15 protein-coding genes and 1 CRISPR repeat array are annotated in these 15690 nt (G+C 40.7%); of the genes, 2 read left to right on the top strand and 13 right to left on the bottom strand.

From position 1 onward, the window contains the following. Positions 1-10: 10 nt before the first annotated feature. From csm3 to DLD82_RS15395, 9 genes are all read right to left on the bottom strand, one after another. The gene (gene csm3, locus DLD82_RS15435; protein WP_109942025.1) at positions 11-739 is read right to left on the bottom strand and encodes a type III-A CRISPR-associated RAMP protein Csm3; all 729 of its coding nucleotides are present in this window, start codon (positions 737-739) and stop codon (positions 11-13) included. Between the two features lie 11 nt (positions 740-750). Then, positions 751-1284 (bottom strand): type III-A CRISPR-associated protein Csm2, encoded by a 534-nt coding sequence (csm2, locus tag DLD82_RS15430; RefSeq protein WP_109942024.1) that lies wholly within the window; start codon positions 1282-1284, stop codon positions 751-753. After that, the gene (cas10, locus tag DLD82_RS15425) at positions 1285-3744 is read right to left on the bottom strand and encodes a type III-A CRISPR-associated protein Cas10/Csm1 (RefSeq protein WP_109942023.1); all 2460 of its coding nucleotides are present in this window, start codon (positions 3742-3744) and stop codon (positions 1285-1287) included. 877 nt (positions 3745-4621) lie between these two features. Continuing rightward, the gene (gene cas2, locus DLD82_RS15420; RefSeq protein WP_181391478.1) at positions 4622-4924 is read right to left on the bottom strand and encodes a CRISPR-associated endonuclease Cas2; all 303 of its coding nucleotides are present in this window, start codon (positions 4922-4924) and stop codon (positions 4622-4624) included. Further along, positions 4921-5922, bottom strand: coding sequence for a CRISPR-associated endonuclease Cas1 (cas1, locus tag DLD82_RS15415; RefSeq protein ID WP_109942022.1), 1002 nt, complete (start codon positions 5920-5922; stop codon positions 4921-4923). Before cas1 ends, cas2 begins: the two co-directional genes overlap by 4 nt. A gap of 97 nt (positions 5923-6019) precedes the next feature. Beyond that, the gene (locus DLD82_RS15410) at positions 6020-6823 is read right to left on the bottom strand and encodes a hypothetical protein (RefSeq protein WP_109942021.1); all 804 of its coding nucleotides are present in this window, start codon (positions 6821-6823) and stop codon (positions 6020-6022) included. Then, positions 6824-7075, bottom strand: coding sequence for a hypothetical protein (locus tag DLD82_RS15405; protein WP_146199830.1), 252 nt, complete (start codon positions 7073-7075; stop codon positions 6824-6826). A 325-nt stretch (positions 7076-7400) separates the two neighbouring features. Next, a CRISPR array of direct repeats spans positions 7401-8179; the repeat unit is 37 nt; unit sequence GTTGCAGTCCTTGTTTTTTATGGAACCCTTATGCAAG. A gap of 307 nt (positions 8180-8486) precedes the next feature. Beyond that, the gene (gene csx2, locus DLD82_RS15400; protein WP_109942019.1) at positions 8487-9704 is read right to left on the bottom strand and encodes a TIGR02221 family CRISPR-associated protein; all 1218 of its coding nucleotides are present in this window, start codon (positions 9702-9704) and stop codon (positions 8487-8489) included. Next, entirely contained in the window at positions 9701-10447 is a 747-nt protein-coding gene (locus DLD82_RS15395; protein ID WP_109942018.1) for a CRISPR-associated protein Csx14, read from the bottom strand. Before DLD82_RS15395 ends, csx2 begins: the two co-directional genes overlap by 4 nt. Positions 10448-10649: 202 nt before the next feature. Between DLD82_RS15395 and DLD82_RS15390 the strand changes: the two genes are divergently transcribed. Both DLD82_RS15390 and DLD82_RS15385 read left to right on the top strand, forming a co-directional pair. Next, positions 10650-10874 (top strand): AbrB/MazE/SpoVT family DNA-binding domain-containing protein, encoded by a 225-nt coding sequence (locus DLD82_RS15390; protein ID WP_181391477.1) that lies wholly within the window; start codon positions 10650-10652, stop codon positions 10872-10874. A gap of 60 nt (positions 10875-10934) precedes the next feature. Further along, a complete protein-coding gene (locus DLD82_RS15385) occupies positions 10935-11261 on the top strand; it encodes a PIN domain-containing protein (protein ID WP_181391476.1) in 327 nt (108 codons plus the stop codon). 66 nt (positions 11262-11327) lie between these two features. On the opposite strand, the gene DLD82_RS15380 is transcribed toward DLD82_RS15385, so the two are convergent. The 4 genes from DLD82_RS15380 to DLD82_RS15365 all read right to left on the bottom strand — a co-directional run. Continuing rightward, the gene (locus DLD82_RS15380) at positions 11328-13823 is read right to left on the bottom strand and encodes a PAS domain S-box protein (protein ID WP_109942015.1); all 2496 of its coding nucleotides are present in this window, start codon (positions 13821-13823) and stop codon (positions 11328-11330) included. Positions 13824-13999: 176 nt separating this feature from the next. Next, complete coding sequence (locus tag DLD82_RS15375) at positions 14000-14212, bottom strand: hypothetical protein (RefSeq protein ID WP_109942014.1); 213 nt, start codon at positions 14210-14212, stop codon at positions 14000-14002. Between the two features lie 133 nt (positions 14213-14345). Next, positions 14346-15173, bottom strand: a complete 828-nt coding sequence (locus tag DLD82_RS15370) for a MerR family transcriptional regulator (protein ID WP_181391475.1) — start codon at positions 15171-15173, stop codon at positions 14346-14348. A gap of 147 nt (positions 15174-15320) precedes the next feature. Continuing rightward, a partial coding sequence (locus DLD82_RS15365; protein WP_146199828.1) for a PAS domain-containing protein occupies positions 15321-15690 on the bottom strand: 370 nt, incomplete at its 5' end.

The following is a 15690-nucleotide window of genomic DNA, read 5'->3' as shown; positions in this document are numbered from 1 at the left end:
AGCCTCCGGGTTACAACCGTTCAAGAATCTCATGGACGCTGTCAGCTCCGGACACCTTTTCATACGGATGCCAGTCCTTTCCGGTCTTATAATCATCAGAAATTTTTTCCAGAAGTTCAATATCACTGAATGTTATCTTTCCGGAACCACGACTTCCATAACCACCCAGATAATTATCCTCTAGGAGTGTCATTGCTTCAAAGACCAGTTTTAATCGGTCTTCATCCGCAGGATCGTAAATCGAAAAGACCATCTCAAAACCAAAAGCTGAACCTGCAGGGACACGTTCTATGAATCGGGGATTAGCACTTGAAGTAAGACGATTGAGAACATTTTCACCTTTCACTTCGGTACCATGGAGAACGTCATCATTGTTATCCCATTTTTCTATTGTTTCCAGAGTTGGATGAGAATCTCTGACTATTAACCTCGTTGGTCCGCTTTTTACATCATCTGTTGCTGAACGACCAAATGATACACAAAGATTACAATTCAAATCTTTACAGGAATGAACCTTGCCATCTGGATGTAACCATAAATTTCCGTGCTTTAACTCAAGCAATGAACGCATTTTTCCCTTTATGGATGAACCCGGAATATATGGCTTGTTTGTCATCCTATTCATTATCACTGGAGAATCGGTTCCACCTATTTTCAGAGCTTCTGATAAACCACCTATATGAAGTCCTGTTTCACAAACAATTTTTCCACGAATAAGATAATTTTTTATTAATTCCATCTGATTCACTCCTAATTCTTATGATATTTATTATATGCCACTATGGCTTGCATTAATTCAACAAAACGATCATAATTTTTTATTGTTTGTTTTAGATCATCAGTAACTCTAATTTTTTTACAACACAATTCAACAAGAAGGAAAAAACCCTCCGGAATTAAATTTCTTGCTTTAGCATAGGCAAGATTCGGACGAATCATGTAAAAATCCGATTCAATTGCTTCCCAGCCATAATTTTTCAGACGTTCCTGATTACTTATTATGGTATCAAATATTTTTCTCAGTTGGTTACTATTGAGGTCTTCTTTGAAACTCTTAGCTAATGTTTCTGCTATCCCATTCTCCCGGGTCACTTCGTTAATATTTAATTCAGAGAGATGAGTTATATTTCGGATTTTTTCAAGTTCCTTTTCAATTATATCTGAAAAATAAGAATCATTCACATCTTTTTTATATGGTTTTTGATAGCTTTTATTGTAACCAGGTGAATTAGACTGATAATTATTTCCTGTTCCTTTATTCCATTTTGGTCTTTCGGTCATCATTTAACCTCTTATCTTACCTGTTTTTTTCTTATCATCTGTTCGTAATGCAAGACTTGTCCAGTATACCGGAAGTTTGATCCAGGGGAAAACCGGATTTATCAGTTCTTCTACTCCCTGACGATGCCTGTCCTCGATGTTGCGTTTCATGAGATATTTCAGGTGCGGAAGATACCGTTTGCGGCTTAACCGGGTATCAGTTCTGGTTTTATGGCTCATATCCACGATATCTCCATACGTCTGGTTCCAGAGAGTAAGAAGTGAATAAACCATACCTTTGGAAATTTTCTTGTTATTCACAGCATCTATCATCTGGTCGGTGATGTCTATAAGTGACGATAATCCCCGATCACCCATTCCTTCTCTCCAGGGCAGACACTCATCAAAGAGAGATACATGATTTTTAGATACAATGCCAGAATGGTATCCTTTAGCTTCTTCGAGGAGTTCTTCTGCAATATTTACTGCTCTTGATACCGGAAGCCGGTGTGATACGATAGCAATTCCTGCAGAAAGAGTAATGTTTGGATTTTCACAGGTAAACCGTCTGAACTCTTCATAAATTCGGTTTGAAAGCCGGATGGCCGTATCCCATGGCCCGATGATGAGAAGATCATCCCCCCCGGAATAGGTAATGTAACATGAATTCACGGCTTTCTTTTTACATGCTTCACAGGGTTTATCTACCTCATACCAGGTAGATTCCACCGGTTTTTCGGTATCGTCAACCTCGGTGAAGAGAACAATTTCCCTTCCCTTTTTCTCCTTTACCTGTTCAAGACACTTGGAACAGAGAGAAGGATACACCACAAATTCATCACAGATCTGGTTTAAGTATCCGGCAAAGAAGAACTGGAGCTGGTTACTTATGGTATGTATCCGTGAGATTGTCCGGTCATCTTTAGGAAGACCTCGGGCGATGAGTTTTCCAAGATTATCCACATCTGCCTTGATGTATCCAAGTCTTGGAACTCCGTTTGAGAACTGAGCCATCTCACTAAAAGAGAGGACATCATTTTGATCAAGAGGCACCGTGTTTCCAAGAAACATGAACCCGCACCCGGATCTGTTTTTAAACTGAATATCTCCCAAGTTAGTATTATTCAGAGTAATAACCTGTGCTTTTATGTCAGCCGGAAGAGAACTCACCAGGTCGTAACTTGTCCGAAGTCCAAGATCAGAAAAACTGATACTGTGTCCTTCACCTTTCAGCATCCATTTTGCTCTGGCAATTTTCGTTCCGATATCTACGAACCGAAGACATTCCGGACATTGAGCCTGGTTGTGAGGGTGACCACATACATCACAAAACTCGCTCAAGGGCCGGACTTCATCCTCTGCTCCAAAGCAAAGTCCACAATCCAGGAATTTCTGTTTCTTCTTCTCGCTACTTAGTACAGCCAGTTCATCAAGAGCCTGTGAAAATGACAAAATCCCGTCTTCACCAACCGGATGAATCACCAGTGCAAGACTGAGAAGACCACCGTATTTCCTAAGGAGCAGTTCGTTTACTTTTCTGCTTACATAGGAGATCTGTTCCTGGTTTTTCTTCGTGTTTGGTACAAGAAGAAGAAATTTTCCTCCGGTGTTCCAGAGCACTGAGGGTTCAAAAAGGTTACATTCTGCTTTTATCTCTTCAGCTACCGCATCCATGAATAGGGAGAGCCAGAATGATCTGCCCCGGAGACGCTTTGCAGTACCTTTCCTTGCCTGTTCAGGGATTACCGTTGCAAATATGAAATTCTGTATCCCGGAAAGATCTCCCTGGACCAGAAGAAATGGTTTTTCTTTCTCACCTTCAAGAAGACAGTGGGCAATTGCAGCTGTCGTTTTCGCATGATCGTAGAGTGGAATGTCCGGTTCATTCACATATACTGCTGATGGAATTGATGAAGTATACAATTTAAGCAGTGATAGCACCGAACTTACCGGTGCCGGGGAAGGGATTTGTTCAATCCCTCCAATAAACTGTTTCCACATCGCCTTGTAATCATCAACCAGATTCCATCGGCCAAGATCCTGCTTTTTAACAGGAAATGCACCTTTATCAATTCGAACAGAATTCAGGGGATAATACCGGTTTTCAACAGAACTGCCTTCTGGTTGAAGAAGTCTCGGAAATACCGATTGTAGCGGTTCTTCCAGTACATTTCCAGTACCCTCTCTGCCTTTCCGGTCAATAGCGGATGAAAGATGGTCAGCCTTCTGTACCACGGTAGCAAGATCCGGATGTGAAGACTTTGACGGATTGTGATGATATAAGACCAGGTCTTCAATCACCGGATCCTTCAGGTAACGGGCAACAAAATCTGCACTTCCTTTTGCATGGGCTCCGTTATAACCGATCTCATTTTGATCATACTTATCATACCGGCTATCCGGAGAGATCTTCGCCCGTTGCATGAATTTGCCAATATCATGGAAGAGGGCTGCCATTACAACAATTCGGGCAACTGATTCCACATGTGAATGATTGTCTGGTATTACCGATAAAGGGGTACCATTTGAATTTTTACCTTCATTCAGAGATATCTCCTCCTTTTTCTAAATAATCATAAATTTAAACAGATTTTTCAGTCAGGCAATATTTCTACAAACAGTATTAGGTCTTGTTTTTGAAATACCTGAAACCCTTTTTTTCATGAATTCAGTATGATAATGATGTAAATCTCGAAAATAATGAATTAATTTTCTTCTGCGCAATCCTTTATATACTGGTGCAAAATGAACTATGAAATAATTAATAACAAATGAGATGCAGTGGTCAGTTCATGAAAATAAGGTCTCTTTTACCGATATGAGGTAATAAATCTGATATCGACTGAAAATAGTATCCACTATGATTACTTAGTAGCAATAGAAGTATATGATTAATCCATAAAAAATGTTTTGGTTATGAGAGATATTTGAAAAGAGTATTATTCCTTGTCTTATTAACTAATATAATTGACAAATCAAATTTCCCGATTTTTCGTTATACAAATCAGCCCAATATGCTCATATTTTCAGAAAATACGTCTATTTTTATATGAAGAAAAGTAGACCGGCTAAAGACAGATAATTCACGCTTTTTTTGACAATATCTGCAAGATGCTTGTTTTTATAAAGGGGTTATATCGTTTCTCCTAACCGGACATATAAAGTATCAACTGAAAAAAGATAGGGGGATAGCGGGCTTCTAAATGAGAGGTAGAAATCTCGACATTCTACTCTTATTTTTGATTTTTATAACCTAAATTATCCTTATTTTTGTTTAATCGGACTTTACATCTTTATTATTCCATAATGAGCCTCTCTATGAATTGTAGACATGAAAAGAATTTTTTATCTGTTAAACACATTATCCGATGATGATCAATCGGGGAATTTTAAACGAGTCAGGATCCAGTTTTTTCCCTACCTCAAGCCGGTTTTTCATACAGGTATCGCATACGGTAAATATCAAGACACTATCCTCTTTCTCTTCTGCAGCCAGCATCACATCAGAAATCTTGCTGACAAGAATTTTCAGGATCCGATCCTCGGTCTCTCCACAAAAAACACTCTTCTGATATCTTACAAATCCATAATCCTTACAGAGAGCTGCAATCTTGTTTCGGATTTTATCCTCCGTAATATCGTACAAAATCCAGGCCAGCATCATCGCCACCGCCAGTCCAGCGGATGGTATACCCCGGTTCCGGACAGGGTATGACCAGCTTTTCGGATATTGTCACGGATAAAAGATCGAAAGCTGGTTTTTTTGCCCTGTATATCACGTTCATCATCAAGTCTTCCAATAACAGCAGTAATAGCCCGGCGTCTGGCGTCGGCAACCAGCCATCCTTTCTCATCAATATCCGAAGAATCCATCTGCTCTCTCACCGCCAGGGTTACCACCACGTGATCGATTATTGGTTGTCTGAACTGCTCAATCAGGTCATACACAAGAGCTTTGTTTCCGTACCGATCTCCATGCAAAAAACCAGCATAGGGGTCAAGACCTGCCAGGATACAGGCAGTTTCCACTTCATTATAGAGAATACCATATCCATAATTCAGATATGCATTGAATACATCTGTTGCAGGGTGTTGAGAACGATGACCATGATACAATTCTGCAGGGATAACATCTGTTAATGCAGAAAAATAACGGTGAGATGCCTGTCCTTCTATCCCCCTGAGAGTTTCGGATAATTCTTTTAGAAGTCCGGCCTCCGGAATCTGTTGTGCTATTCTCTCAACAGCCTCACCTTCGGTTATCAAATCCGGGTTTTCACGCCTTTTTCCGATGATTCTCAGAAACCTCCCCACATGCTGGATTTTTGCACGAAGAATTATGGCTACAAGGGAATACCCGGCCTCTGTTCCTGCTGCTGTAATCTGGTTTCTCCGGACTGTTGCAATTCCTTTTCCATGACAAGGAACAATCCGGCAGGAGGGATCACCACTTTTTGTGCAGACAACCAGATCAATTCCTTCATCTGCAGCAAGTTTCAGTGCATCAGAAGAGATTAATGCTGAACCGGTTACCAGAAGCTGTCCGATTTGTGAGGCGGCAAACTCATATTTCTCTCCCTCATTTTCAATGATAAAACGATTTGATTTCTTCCGGACACTGGCTCCGTACCCGTTAATCACCAGATCAGACCGATCAGACATAACAGAAAAAAGATCTCATGACAGATAAAGTCTGCCTGGAAAATGATAATTGAATGATATTTCCATGAGTGGCTATGCCACCCATATTTATTTAAAACTAGAATTTAATTGTTACAACCATTACCCGGTTATCCAATCGGGTATTCAGGGTAATATTTTGAAATATCTCTTCGATATCATCCATTGCAATTTTTATCGTCTCAATATTTTTTCTCCCAATTCCATGTATCTGAAGAATTCCCGTTCCACCATATCTTCTATTAGTTGTAATTCTCTTATTGATATCCTGGATTAATTGTTTAGATGTTGTTCTTTCAGATACAAAAATAGTAAATGCACCTTTTCCTACAATTTCTTCATAAAATTCTAAAAATGTATTTTTATGCAGATTTTCTGCAATTTCTTTTAGTGCATCAAAATAGCCGGCACTACAGAGATCACTGATGTTTCTTCCTCTTCTTCCATACTTTTGAATGATCTCCATTTTAAGTTCATCAATTACCGGTCTGGTTGCTCGTTCTTTAAATCTGCTTCTTAAATAGAGAGAGGCACGTAAAGCAGTATAATCATCATCAGGGATCTTTCCTTTAAAAAAACCGAGAACATCCGTTTCTTCAGAAGAATGTTCTTTTAAAAAGATATCTTCAGTTCTTTCCCGGGCATTTTCTTCTAATAATGGAACACCATTATCAACAGAATTTTGAAGAATCTGCCTTAATTGTTCCTTTTCTTCTGAAGATAATTGATTGAGATTGATGGAGAGAACATTATCATCTTCAAAAAAAATATACTTATCAGTTATTTTGTTATTGCTGTTTATTTGAATGTGCGTGGATTTATCAATATTAATGCTAATTTTGAATAACTGAGATAATTTATCTAAAATCGCTGGAAATACCATTTATTGTAAACTGTCAATGAGCATTATCAAAGAGGGGAGATCAGATTTTATATATATCTCAGAACCTTTCCGGATTCCTGCAAATTCACTTAATTTGATTTCTTCATAGTCGGGAGTAATAACTCTTTGTGAGAGATTATCAGATTCCACAAGGTACCCTTCTTCATCCAAAGTTTTCCCAAAAAATGATAATATCTCTTTTTTGGATGCAGAATCAAAAGTAATCACCCCTTCTTTAAATACTTCAGACATCTTTCTTATCTCATTGTTTTGTGTGATATAAAATAATATATGAGAATCATGAAACCATGATATTTGTCCCGGTTCCAAAGAGATTCATGTAACTCTCTTATTACTAGTAATTCCTTAACATACTTGTGTTATACAAATATGTATAAATTTCTCATTGAAATTTGTTTTATAACTCTCCAAACAACAGATATCGTATTTTTTTAACTGTAATAATCCGAAAATTTTTTAAAATTTTTGTTTTATGTTATTTAAGTATAGCCCTTGTTTTTGTGGAACTCTTATGCAAGCCGACGTACATCACGCAACCAGTCGATATGGTTCTGAGGTTGCAGTCCTTGTTTTTTATGGAACCCTTATGCAAGCTGAAAATCTCACTACTCTAAAGGAGGTAAAACAAAATGTGGTTGCAGTCCTTGTTTTTTATGGAACCCTTATGCAAGATAGCATATCCATTAATTCATCCTTCAATGTATCGAAGTTGCAGTCCTTGTTTTTTATGGAACCCTTATGCAAGTTATTGCACATGAACCATGGAAATGTGAAGTAACATGTTGCAGTCCTTGTTTTTTATGGAACCCTTATGCAAGCGGACGGAATAGGGCTGGGGTGGATTGATAAGGCCGGGATGTTGCAGTCCTTGTTTTTTATGGAACCCTTATGCAAGTAGTAGGCTAGGATTGTTCTATGGTCGGTATTTTGCGTTGCAGTCCTTGTTTTTTATGGAACCCTTATGCAAGAATTGAATAAAAGTGGTATGGATGCAATATCAGAAAGTTGCAGTCCTTGTTTTTTATGGAACCCTTATGCAAGTTCCAAAAAACTGTCAGGTCATAGACCCAACCTAACGTTGCAGTCCTTGTTTTTTATGGAACCCTTATGCAAGCGCTACAAAAATGGACGTTCAAAAGCCATTTGTGCCGTTGCAGTCCTTGTTTTTTATGGAACCCTTATGCAAGTCATCACTGCCATAGTGATATGTTACCTGATGATTACGTTGCAGTCCTTGTTTTTTATGGAACCCTTATGCAAGGTGATATGTTACCTGATGATTACAGATACAAAATGATGTTGCAGTCCTTGTTTTTTATGGAACCCTTATGCAAGGGCCAAAAATTTTGCCCTTTTAACGAACGGAGCACTCTTACCCCCATCTTCCCGATACCTTTATCAGATCGACGAGGGGTATTTCCGTACCTCCTTTATAACGTCGTCGCAAATGGATATAATCATTCTCTTTTGAAATCCATGGCCGGATAATCAAAACCATTATCACCAGGTACATGGTAGCCATCATAATCTCCCTGAAAGAGAGATTTTGTTTAATAATTATCCGGACGAAACCTCACCAGTATTTCTTATACCAGATACCCGGTTTCACCTATATCTCTTAAAAACCTATAAAAAAATAGAATCAGGGAACTAAAAACTCAAAATATCTCTGAAGTGATCCGGTCATTCCAAGTACCCGGGCTTCAAGCCGTTTTGTCTTCTGTTTCTTCTCATTCATTCCGCAATGGGCAATCTCATTTCGTATACCTGAAACCTCATCCCAGATTCCAGTGCATTCCTTCCAGGATGGATGTTTCAGATACCATTCAGAATATATCGTACTATCAAATCTTGAATTCCGAAGTTTTTTTGATGCTCCTCCAAGAGTCCATTCACCCTCTTCACGAATATTTTTACTCAGCCACTGATTTCCGTCACCAGCTGCAAAAATCAGAACCGAGACCATCCATTCCCGGGCCAGAGTAACAGCAGGCTGATAAAGCCCTTTTTCTACCTGGAACCGAATCATTTCCAGTTGTTTTTCAAGGTACTCCCTGGAGATACCATCATCTTCATCAGGATCTGGAGCAGCATACCGGGAAACAGCAGAAATTTTACCTATCAACGGAACAAGAGCCGGAGTAAACGATGCTATCTCACTCTCTGCCATGGGAAGAGACTCTATAATCCCTGTCGCTGAACTAATCCCCTCAACAGGCCGTGATAACCTGACCGAAGAAGTAAATGCATCAAGACGGGCTGCAAAATTATTCAGATGAACCGGTCTTTCTGATGCATCCTTATCCTGATACAACTCTGCAGTAACGGACTTGATAAGCCGTAAAATCTCCCCGGCATCAACATGGGTAAGAAAAGACCTGACACCCGCCATCCATGAAAAAATCTCGATAAACCCGGACAGATCAAAAATCGGAGTTACCCCATCATCCGTAGCATCAAAAGCCCCATAAAGCAGAGCCTTCAACTGCACCCCTTTCACATCCTGCAGGTATGCAGCGGAAAGCGTAGCAATGAATGGAAGAGAGCGAAACCCATGAGTAATATCAAAAATAATCTCATCCCCCTCTTCCACCTCTCCGGCAACTGTTAGAAAAATCTGCCAGAGTTCTGCCTCACTTCTCCCCTCCGGAACACGAACAAGCCTGATATCAGGAAGGTTTTTTGAAACCTCTGAAAAATTTATACCCTCAGCTTTTTCAGTGGCAAAGATAACCACATCCGAAACAGGAAAAAAAGAACAGATAGCCTCCTGAACAACCGGAGTTTCAATCATCCGATCCCGAAACGAATACCGGGTATTTTGCAGTCTCCCGGTTCCGATAAAAGAAAGAAGTTTCATCGGTTAAAAATCACCTCTAAAAATGCTTCACCATGAGGAGTAAGATCGCAAACAGAGCCTGCCCTGTCAATCATCCCGTTCTTTTCTAAAAGTTCCTTATCTTCACCGGTAAGACCCGCTCCCCTATCACTCATTCCTGCAACAAGGTATCCAAGATAATCAGTTGGATAAGGAAGGGTTGGAATCCGGATAATCTCGTACGATTTTCTATCCGGGAAAAGAAGAGAATCATAGTTAAGAACATCCTCTTCATAGAGAGAGTTCGCTTCCTCCGGAGATGAAACATCTCCAAAACGCCCTATTTTTGCCCGGAACATCTCTAACCTCTCATTAATCCATTCAACATTATGGCTAACCAGATGGAACACACCATCAGCACCCATCAGCTGACCTACCAGTGCCAGGGTGATACACATATTCTTCCGGCCACCGGCAACATTCAGGTAAATCGTGTCGCAATGAAACTTCTCACGTTCCTCTTTAAAAATCCGGACTGCCTTTTTCATAAAAGAAAAATTTTCATTTGAAGTTGCAATATCCTCAAACGGAAGAATTTCGACATGGATACGAAGCCACTGGTACTTCCGGGTGAGACCAGCCTTAACCAGATTAACACCAGCCAGAACCTGTGGATGACTGGTTGCAATCAGAACGAGATCAGACACCGGTTCACCAATCCCGTCAATAAATTCAGTGATAACCGGTGGACTCATACCTATTGGAGCAATAACAGCAGTCTTCATACTATAGCATATGAGTCTGATTATGAAAAATTATCTGTTTCTGTCCAATTATTTTTCTGTCCGGAAAAAACACACCATATCCCCGGATAAGAAAACAAGAAAAAACCATGAAGGTGTTGTGACGAATAGTGTTATAAAAGAGACACAGCAATTCACATACTTATAGAAAACCTTACACATTATGGGGGAATATATATTTTTCATGGAAGTCAGTGAAATTTCAGATAATGGCCAGATATCCATACCACTAGAATTGCGCAAAAAATACAATCTGAATACCGGTGATACAATCATACTTAAAGAAAAAGAGGACGGCCTGTTAATTGTTCCACAAACCCGAATTTCAAAACTGATGGGCATCTATTCTGAAAACGGATTCTTAGAAGAATTAAAGAGTCTAAGAAGAGAAGAACGGATAATTCAATGAATTTTCTTTTTGATACTCATGCACTCATTACTCTTTTACATCAGGAAACTTAGGTGTAATGTGGTACAAACATTATTTGAGGAGATTGAAAAGGGCCAGGCCAGAGGATTTCTTTCAACAGTTACTCTTACGGAACTAAAATATTTATATACTAAACGTTTTGGAGAAAAAGAAGCAGACATACGTCTCCAACCAATACTTACTTCAGATCTCACAATTATTCCAGTGACTATTACTATCGCTCTTACAGCTGGATCAATAAAAAAAGCGGGAATATCAGTAGCAGATGCAATAATTGCAGCAACAGCACTGGAGATGAGTGCCATCGTTGTAACAGGAGATAAACATTTTTCCGAAATGGGTATTGATGTTAAAAATTATCTATAAATTTTTTCATTATCATACTCAATTTAAGTGATGTGAGCGTAATCAAACGATTATCAATTACAGAACTCAGCTCTCACCACCCTCATCCGAACCCGGAATCTCCCGGATTGATGCCTGTGCCCCGGATAAAGCCCCATCATGAAATATCGGGACGGCATGAATACTTACATATGACCGGGTACCATCCTTTTTGACAATCCGGAGATTCCTATCATATGTCCTTTTCCCCTTTGATTCTCCTTTCAAAACTTCATCGGCATCATGGGAAATAATATCACTACCCTCGTCAAATATCTCTTCAATAGCAAATTCATACGATTTTCCAAGCAGTTCTTCCGGCTCATACCCCAGAACCGTCCGAGCAGCAGGAGAAGCATAGGTAACGCGAAGCTGACTATCAAAAAGTAAAATCAAATCAGACGAACGCTCTGCTATCCCCCTGAACCGCTCCTCGCTCTCCCGAACTGCCTCTTTTGCCCGTACTTCCTCGGTGATATCATGGGAGATTGAACCAAACCGGAATCCCTGATTTGTTTTAATGGAAAAGATCCTCTGACGGGTAATAATCGTGGTCCCGTCCGGACGTGTACCGGTAATAATCTCAGGTTTTAGGAAAACCGGAACTCCCGTTTTTAATGAGGAAAGAATTGCCTGCTTAATCGCCTCCCGATGCTCTGCATCCTGATGCTGCATCGGTGCCATCCGGAAGGTGATATCCCACAAATACATTCCGAGGGCTTCTTCTTTTGGGATCCCGGATATCCGTTCAGAACTCAGATTCCATTCGATAACCTTGCCCTCTTCATCAACCATGGATACGGCTTCCTCGGTATTATCAATAAGAGACCGGAGCCGGGATTCACTATCCTGGAGGGCCTGCTTACTGGCGAGAAGTTCCTGATAAGAACTCTGCAGCGACTCCTCAGATGCAGAGAGCTGTTCATATGCTGCCCGAATCTCATCATCTGCCCGTTTTCGCTCGGTGATATCCCTGAAAAACCAAACCCTGCCAAAATTTTTCCCGTCCGGCCCAAGCATGGGAGAAGAAAACCGTTCAATAGTCCTCCCGCCCCGAAGGGGAATCTCCTCAAAACTCCTCTCATCCGGGTGCTCATACAGATATCGTACCCGGAAGAGAAACGAATCCCTATCTGCAGGCTGCATAGAGACATGCTGGAGAACCGGCTCATCATCCAGGGCTTCTAAAAGATCTTCAGGGATATCCCATAATACCTTAAAATTATTGTTATATCCTAAGATAGACCCTTCAGAATCAACAATAAGAATTCCATCGGGTGATGCTTCCTGCTGGGTTTTTAATATGATATTCTTAAAAGCAATCTCTTCTTCGTCCCGTTTGAGACGGGTGATATCCTTGCCTGAAACCTGGTACTCAGAAGGTTCGCCCTGCTCATCAAAAAGTGCCCGAACCGTCCATAACTGCCAGTGCTTCTCACCGTCTGCTGCCAGAATCTCCCGTTCCATATCCCTCACCGGACTTTCAACAGAGAGTGTTCGAAGAAAATCCTCAACCTTCTGAAAATTCTGAATCTGCATCAGGTCACGAATATTTTTCCCAAGAACATCCTGCAGATTCAATAAGGGAGCAAAATTCTGACGATATGCTTCGTTGATGAACGTAACCGTCCCATCCTGAGTAAAACGGGCGACATAATCGGTCTGATCATGAACAATCGAGCGATATCGCTGTTCACTGTTAAAAAGTTCACGTTCAGTATCTTTCAGGTAGGTGATGTCACGGATTGTCTCAATCGCTCCGGTAACCTCCCCTTCCTGATTGTATAACCTGCAGACCTTGATGGCAGTGAAAATCTTCTTCCCACTCAGTTGAATAGTTTCAGTCTCGGCACTAATAGACGAATCTTCCCGGAAAAATTTCGGATAGTAGGAACGGATAACCTCGTCAGGTTCGTCAATAAGATCAATAAGGAGCGGGCGATCTCTGGAATAAAAAGCAAACACATATTCATAATGCTTCTTCCCGATAAACCTGGCTCCAGAAAAACCGGTCATCTCTTCCAGAGCCTTATTCCAGGCAATTACCTCTCCTTCCCGATTTATTGCAAAGGTAGCATCAGGAAGGAAATTTATAATATCCGACACCCGCTTTTCAGACTCACGAACAGATTTTTCCGCCTGTTTTCTCCGGACTGCCTGCCTGATTTTATGTGAGAGTTCAGCAAATTGCGACTTGGGCTCACCTCCCTTCTGGAGATAAAAATCAGCCCCGTTATTGATTGCCTCAATCACTACTTCTTCCCGACCCCGGCCGGTATAAAGAATAAAAGGAATGTCTCCATACTGCCTCCGGACTTCTTTTAAAAATTCAATCCCATCCATTCCAGGCATCTGGTAATCAGAAACAATGGCATCGTAGGAGGAGATGGCGGAAGTAGAGAGGGCAGCCTTTGCAGATGCCACGGTATCAACCCTGAATGGACCGGATCGTTCCAGAAAGAGCTTTCCAATTATGAGAAGATCTTCTTCATCGTCTACATAGAGAATAGATATCAACGGAGATCCCTCATCTTCATCAGACATTGTAAAACCTATCTACTGTAACTGGTCCCGTTAGCCAATGATAGAATGAATACCTATTCATCGAATATTTATTTATTATCCGGGAACCAGATCATCAAATGAGCTGTGTATGAGTATACGTAATGCTCGGGAATAGAAAAAACTGTTTACATAAAAAAATATAAAGAAAACGAGGGTTAGTGATGGGAGAAAGCAGGGTTACTGGATTGGTTTTTCTTTCTCATCCGGATAATATCCAGAGTATTATCATCGATACTGGTCGCATTCATATTATCTGTAATAGTATCAAATACCTCTTCGGCTTCAGCCATATCCTTTTCTGAAACCGTTATTTTTTTCTTTGTAAATTTCAATGCTCCGGGAGGTGAAACATACCGATTATCCTTCATAATTAATTCCTATCTAAACCCCTGCATATACTACTTCAATCAAATGAACTATTTCGTTGTTATCAGTAATAAAGGATAAATATCCTTACCATCATCTCTACAATGACAGTTGGATATCGAAAATCACACTGATTTATACCGGAATGAGTAACTCGGTCAGCAACTCCTCTTCCGGAACATCGTTTGGATCATTCAGGTAATTATCCCTACACGGTGTTTTCGGTTCATAACCCTGGTTCGCAGCCCACTCATACAGTTTACCCCAGGATTCATGAACATCCTGGTATGGCCCTTTATGAATTGCGGATGCAAATCTGCCTCCCGGAATCGTTTTAACCTCAATACCCGGGATCTGATCAGGGAGTCTGCCGGTAACCGGAACTGCAACTTCAACATCCGCATCAAATTCCCGGTATTCACCATCATGATAGATAGTCATAAAGGGTCCGGTTACCGAAAAATTTGAAGCATTCAGATCAGGTGATCCTAAAAATTCACACAACCGGGAGATGAGCCGGGTAATAATCTCTCCATACTCTCCTTTATCCCGGAGAGAAAGGACACGAAGAGGTTCGATATCTTTGAATTTTGGTTCTGCGATAATCATTGAAAACATCTCCTTTTTTTGACGCTCTAAAAGGCGATCTATGGAACGTAACCTATCTATCTCAAAAGAAACCCGTTGCCGTTGGTCTTCAAGGAGCTGACTCATCTTCTCAGTATCACCGCTGGTTTTGGCATCAATCATCTCATTAATCCGGGCCAGGGGAAACCCAAGGTCAACAAGGGATCGAATCAATACACCACGCTCTATCTGGGAGAGTGAATAGTACCGGTATCCGGTAAACCTGTCCTTTGCTGATGGAGAAAGAAGACCGGTTTCGTCATAGAGACGAAGTGCCTTACAGGTCAGACGGGTGATCATCGAAAACCGGCCAATAGGGATCTTGTTTTGGATCATAGTGTTACTCATACATGTGAGATACAAAGAGGTATAGGTGACCGCAGTTTCCCCCGGGGAAAACTCTCGACCAGGAGTTAAAGACCCGGAATTTTCGTGAAATAACAGTGAATTATGAAATTATGGATCAAAACTCGCGAAAATATTTCACAATCTATTCTTTCCCCTGGTGATATCTATCCCGATACCAACGAAGAAATCAAGTTCTCCTGAAGGATTCAGGACCGGTCTTCCCCTCCATTCCACCAGGTAGATCTTTCCGGATTTACTCACAATCCGGTTTTCATTCAGAGTTGTAGAGGTATCGCCAACAATTTTGCGGAAAACATCAGAAACCATCTCATGATCTTCTGCAGGTACAAAGGCAGTCAGATAATCTTTCCCTATCACTTCTTCTTCAGAATACTCCAGGATATCAAGAAGCATCCGGTTCATCATGATAGTTTTTCCATCCGCACCGATTGCGACGATAAAGACCGGAGAAATATCAAGCAATAACCGAGAGAAGAGTCGTTCC

Source organism: Methanospirillum stamsii, assembly GCF_003173335.1.
GTDB lineage: Archaea > Halobacteriota > Methanomicrobia > Methanomicrobiales > Methanospirillaceae > Methanospirillum > Methanospirillum stamsii.
The sequence above is the reverse complement of the archived record's forward strand: the minus strand, read 5'-3'. Positions and strand labels throughout refer to the sequence as shown.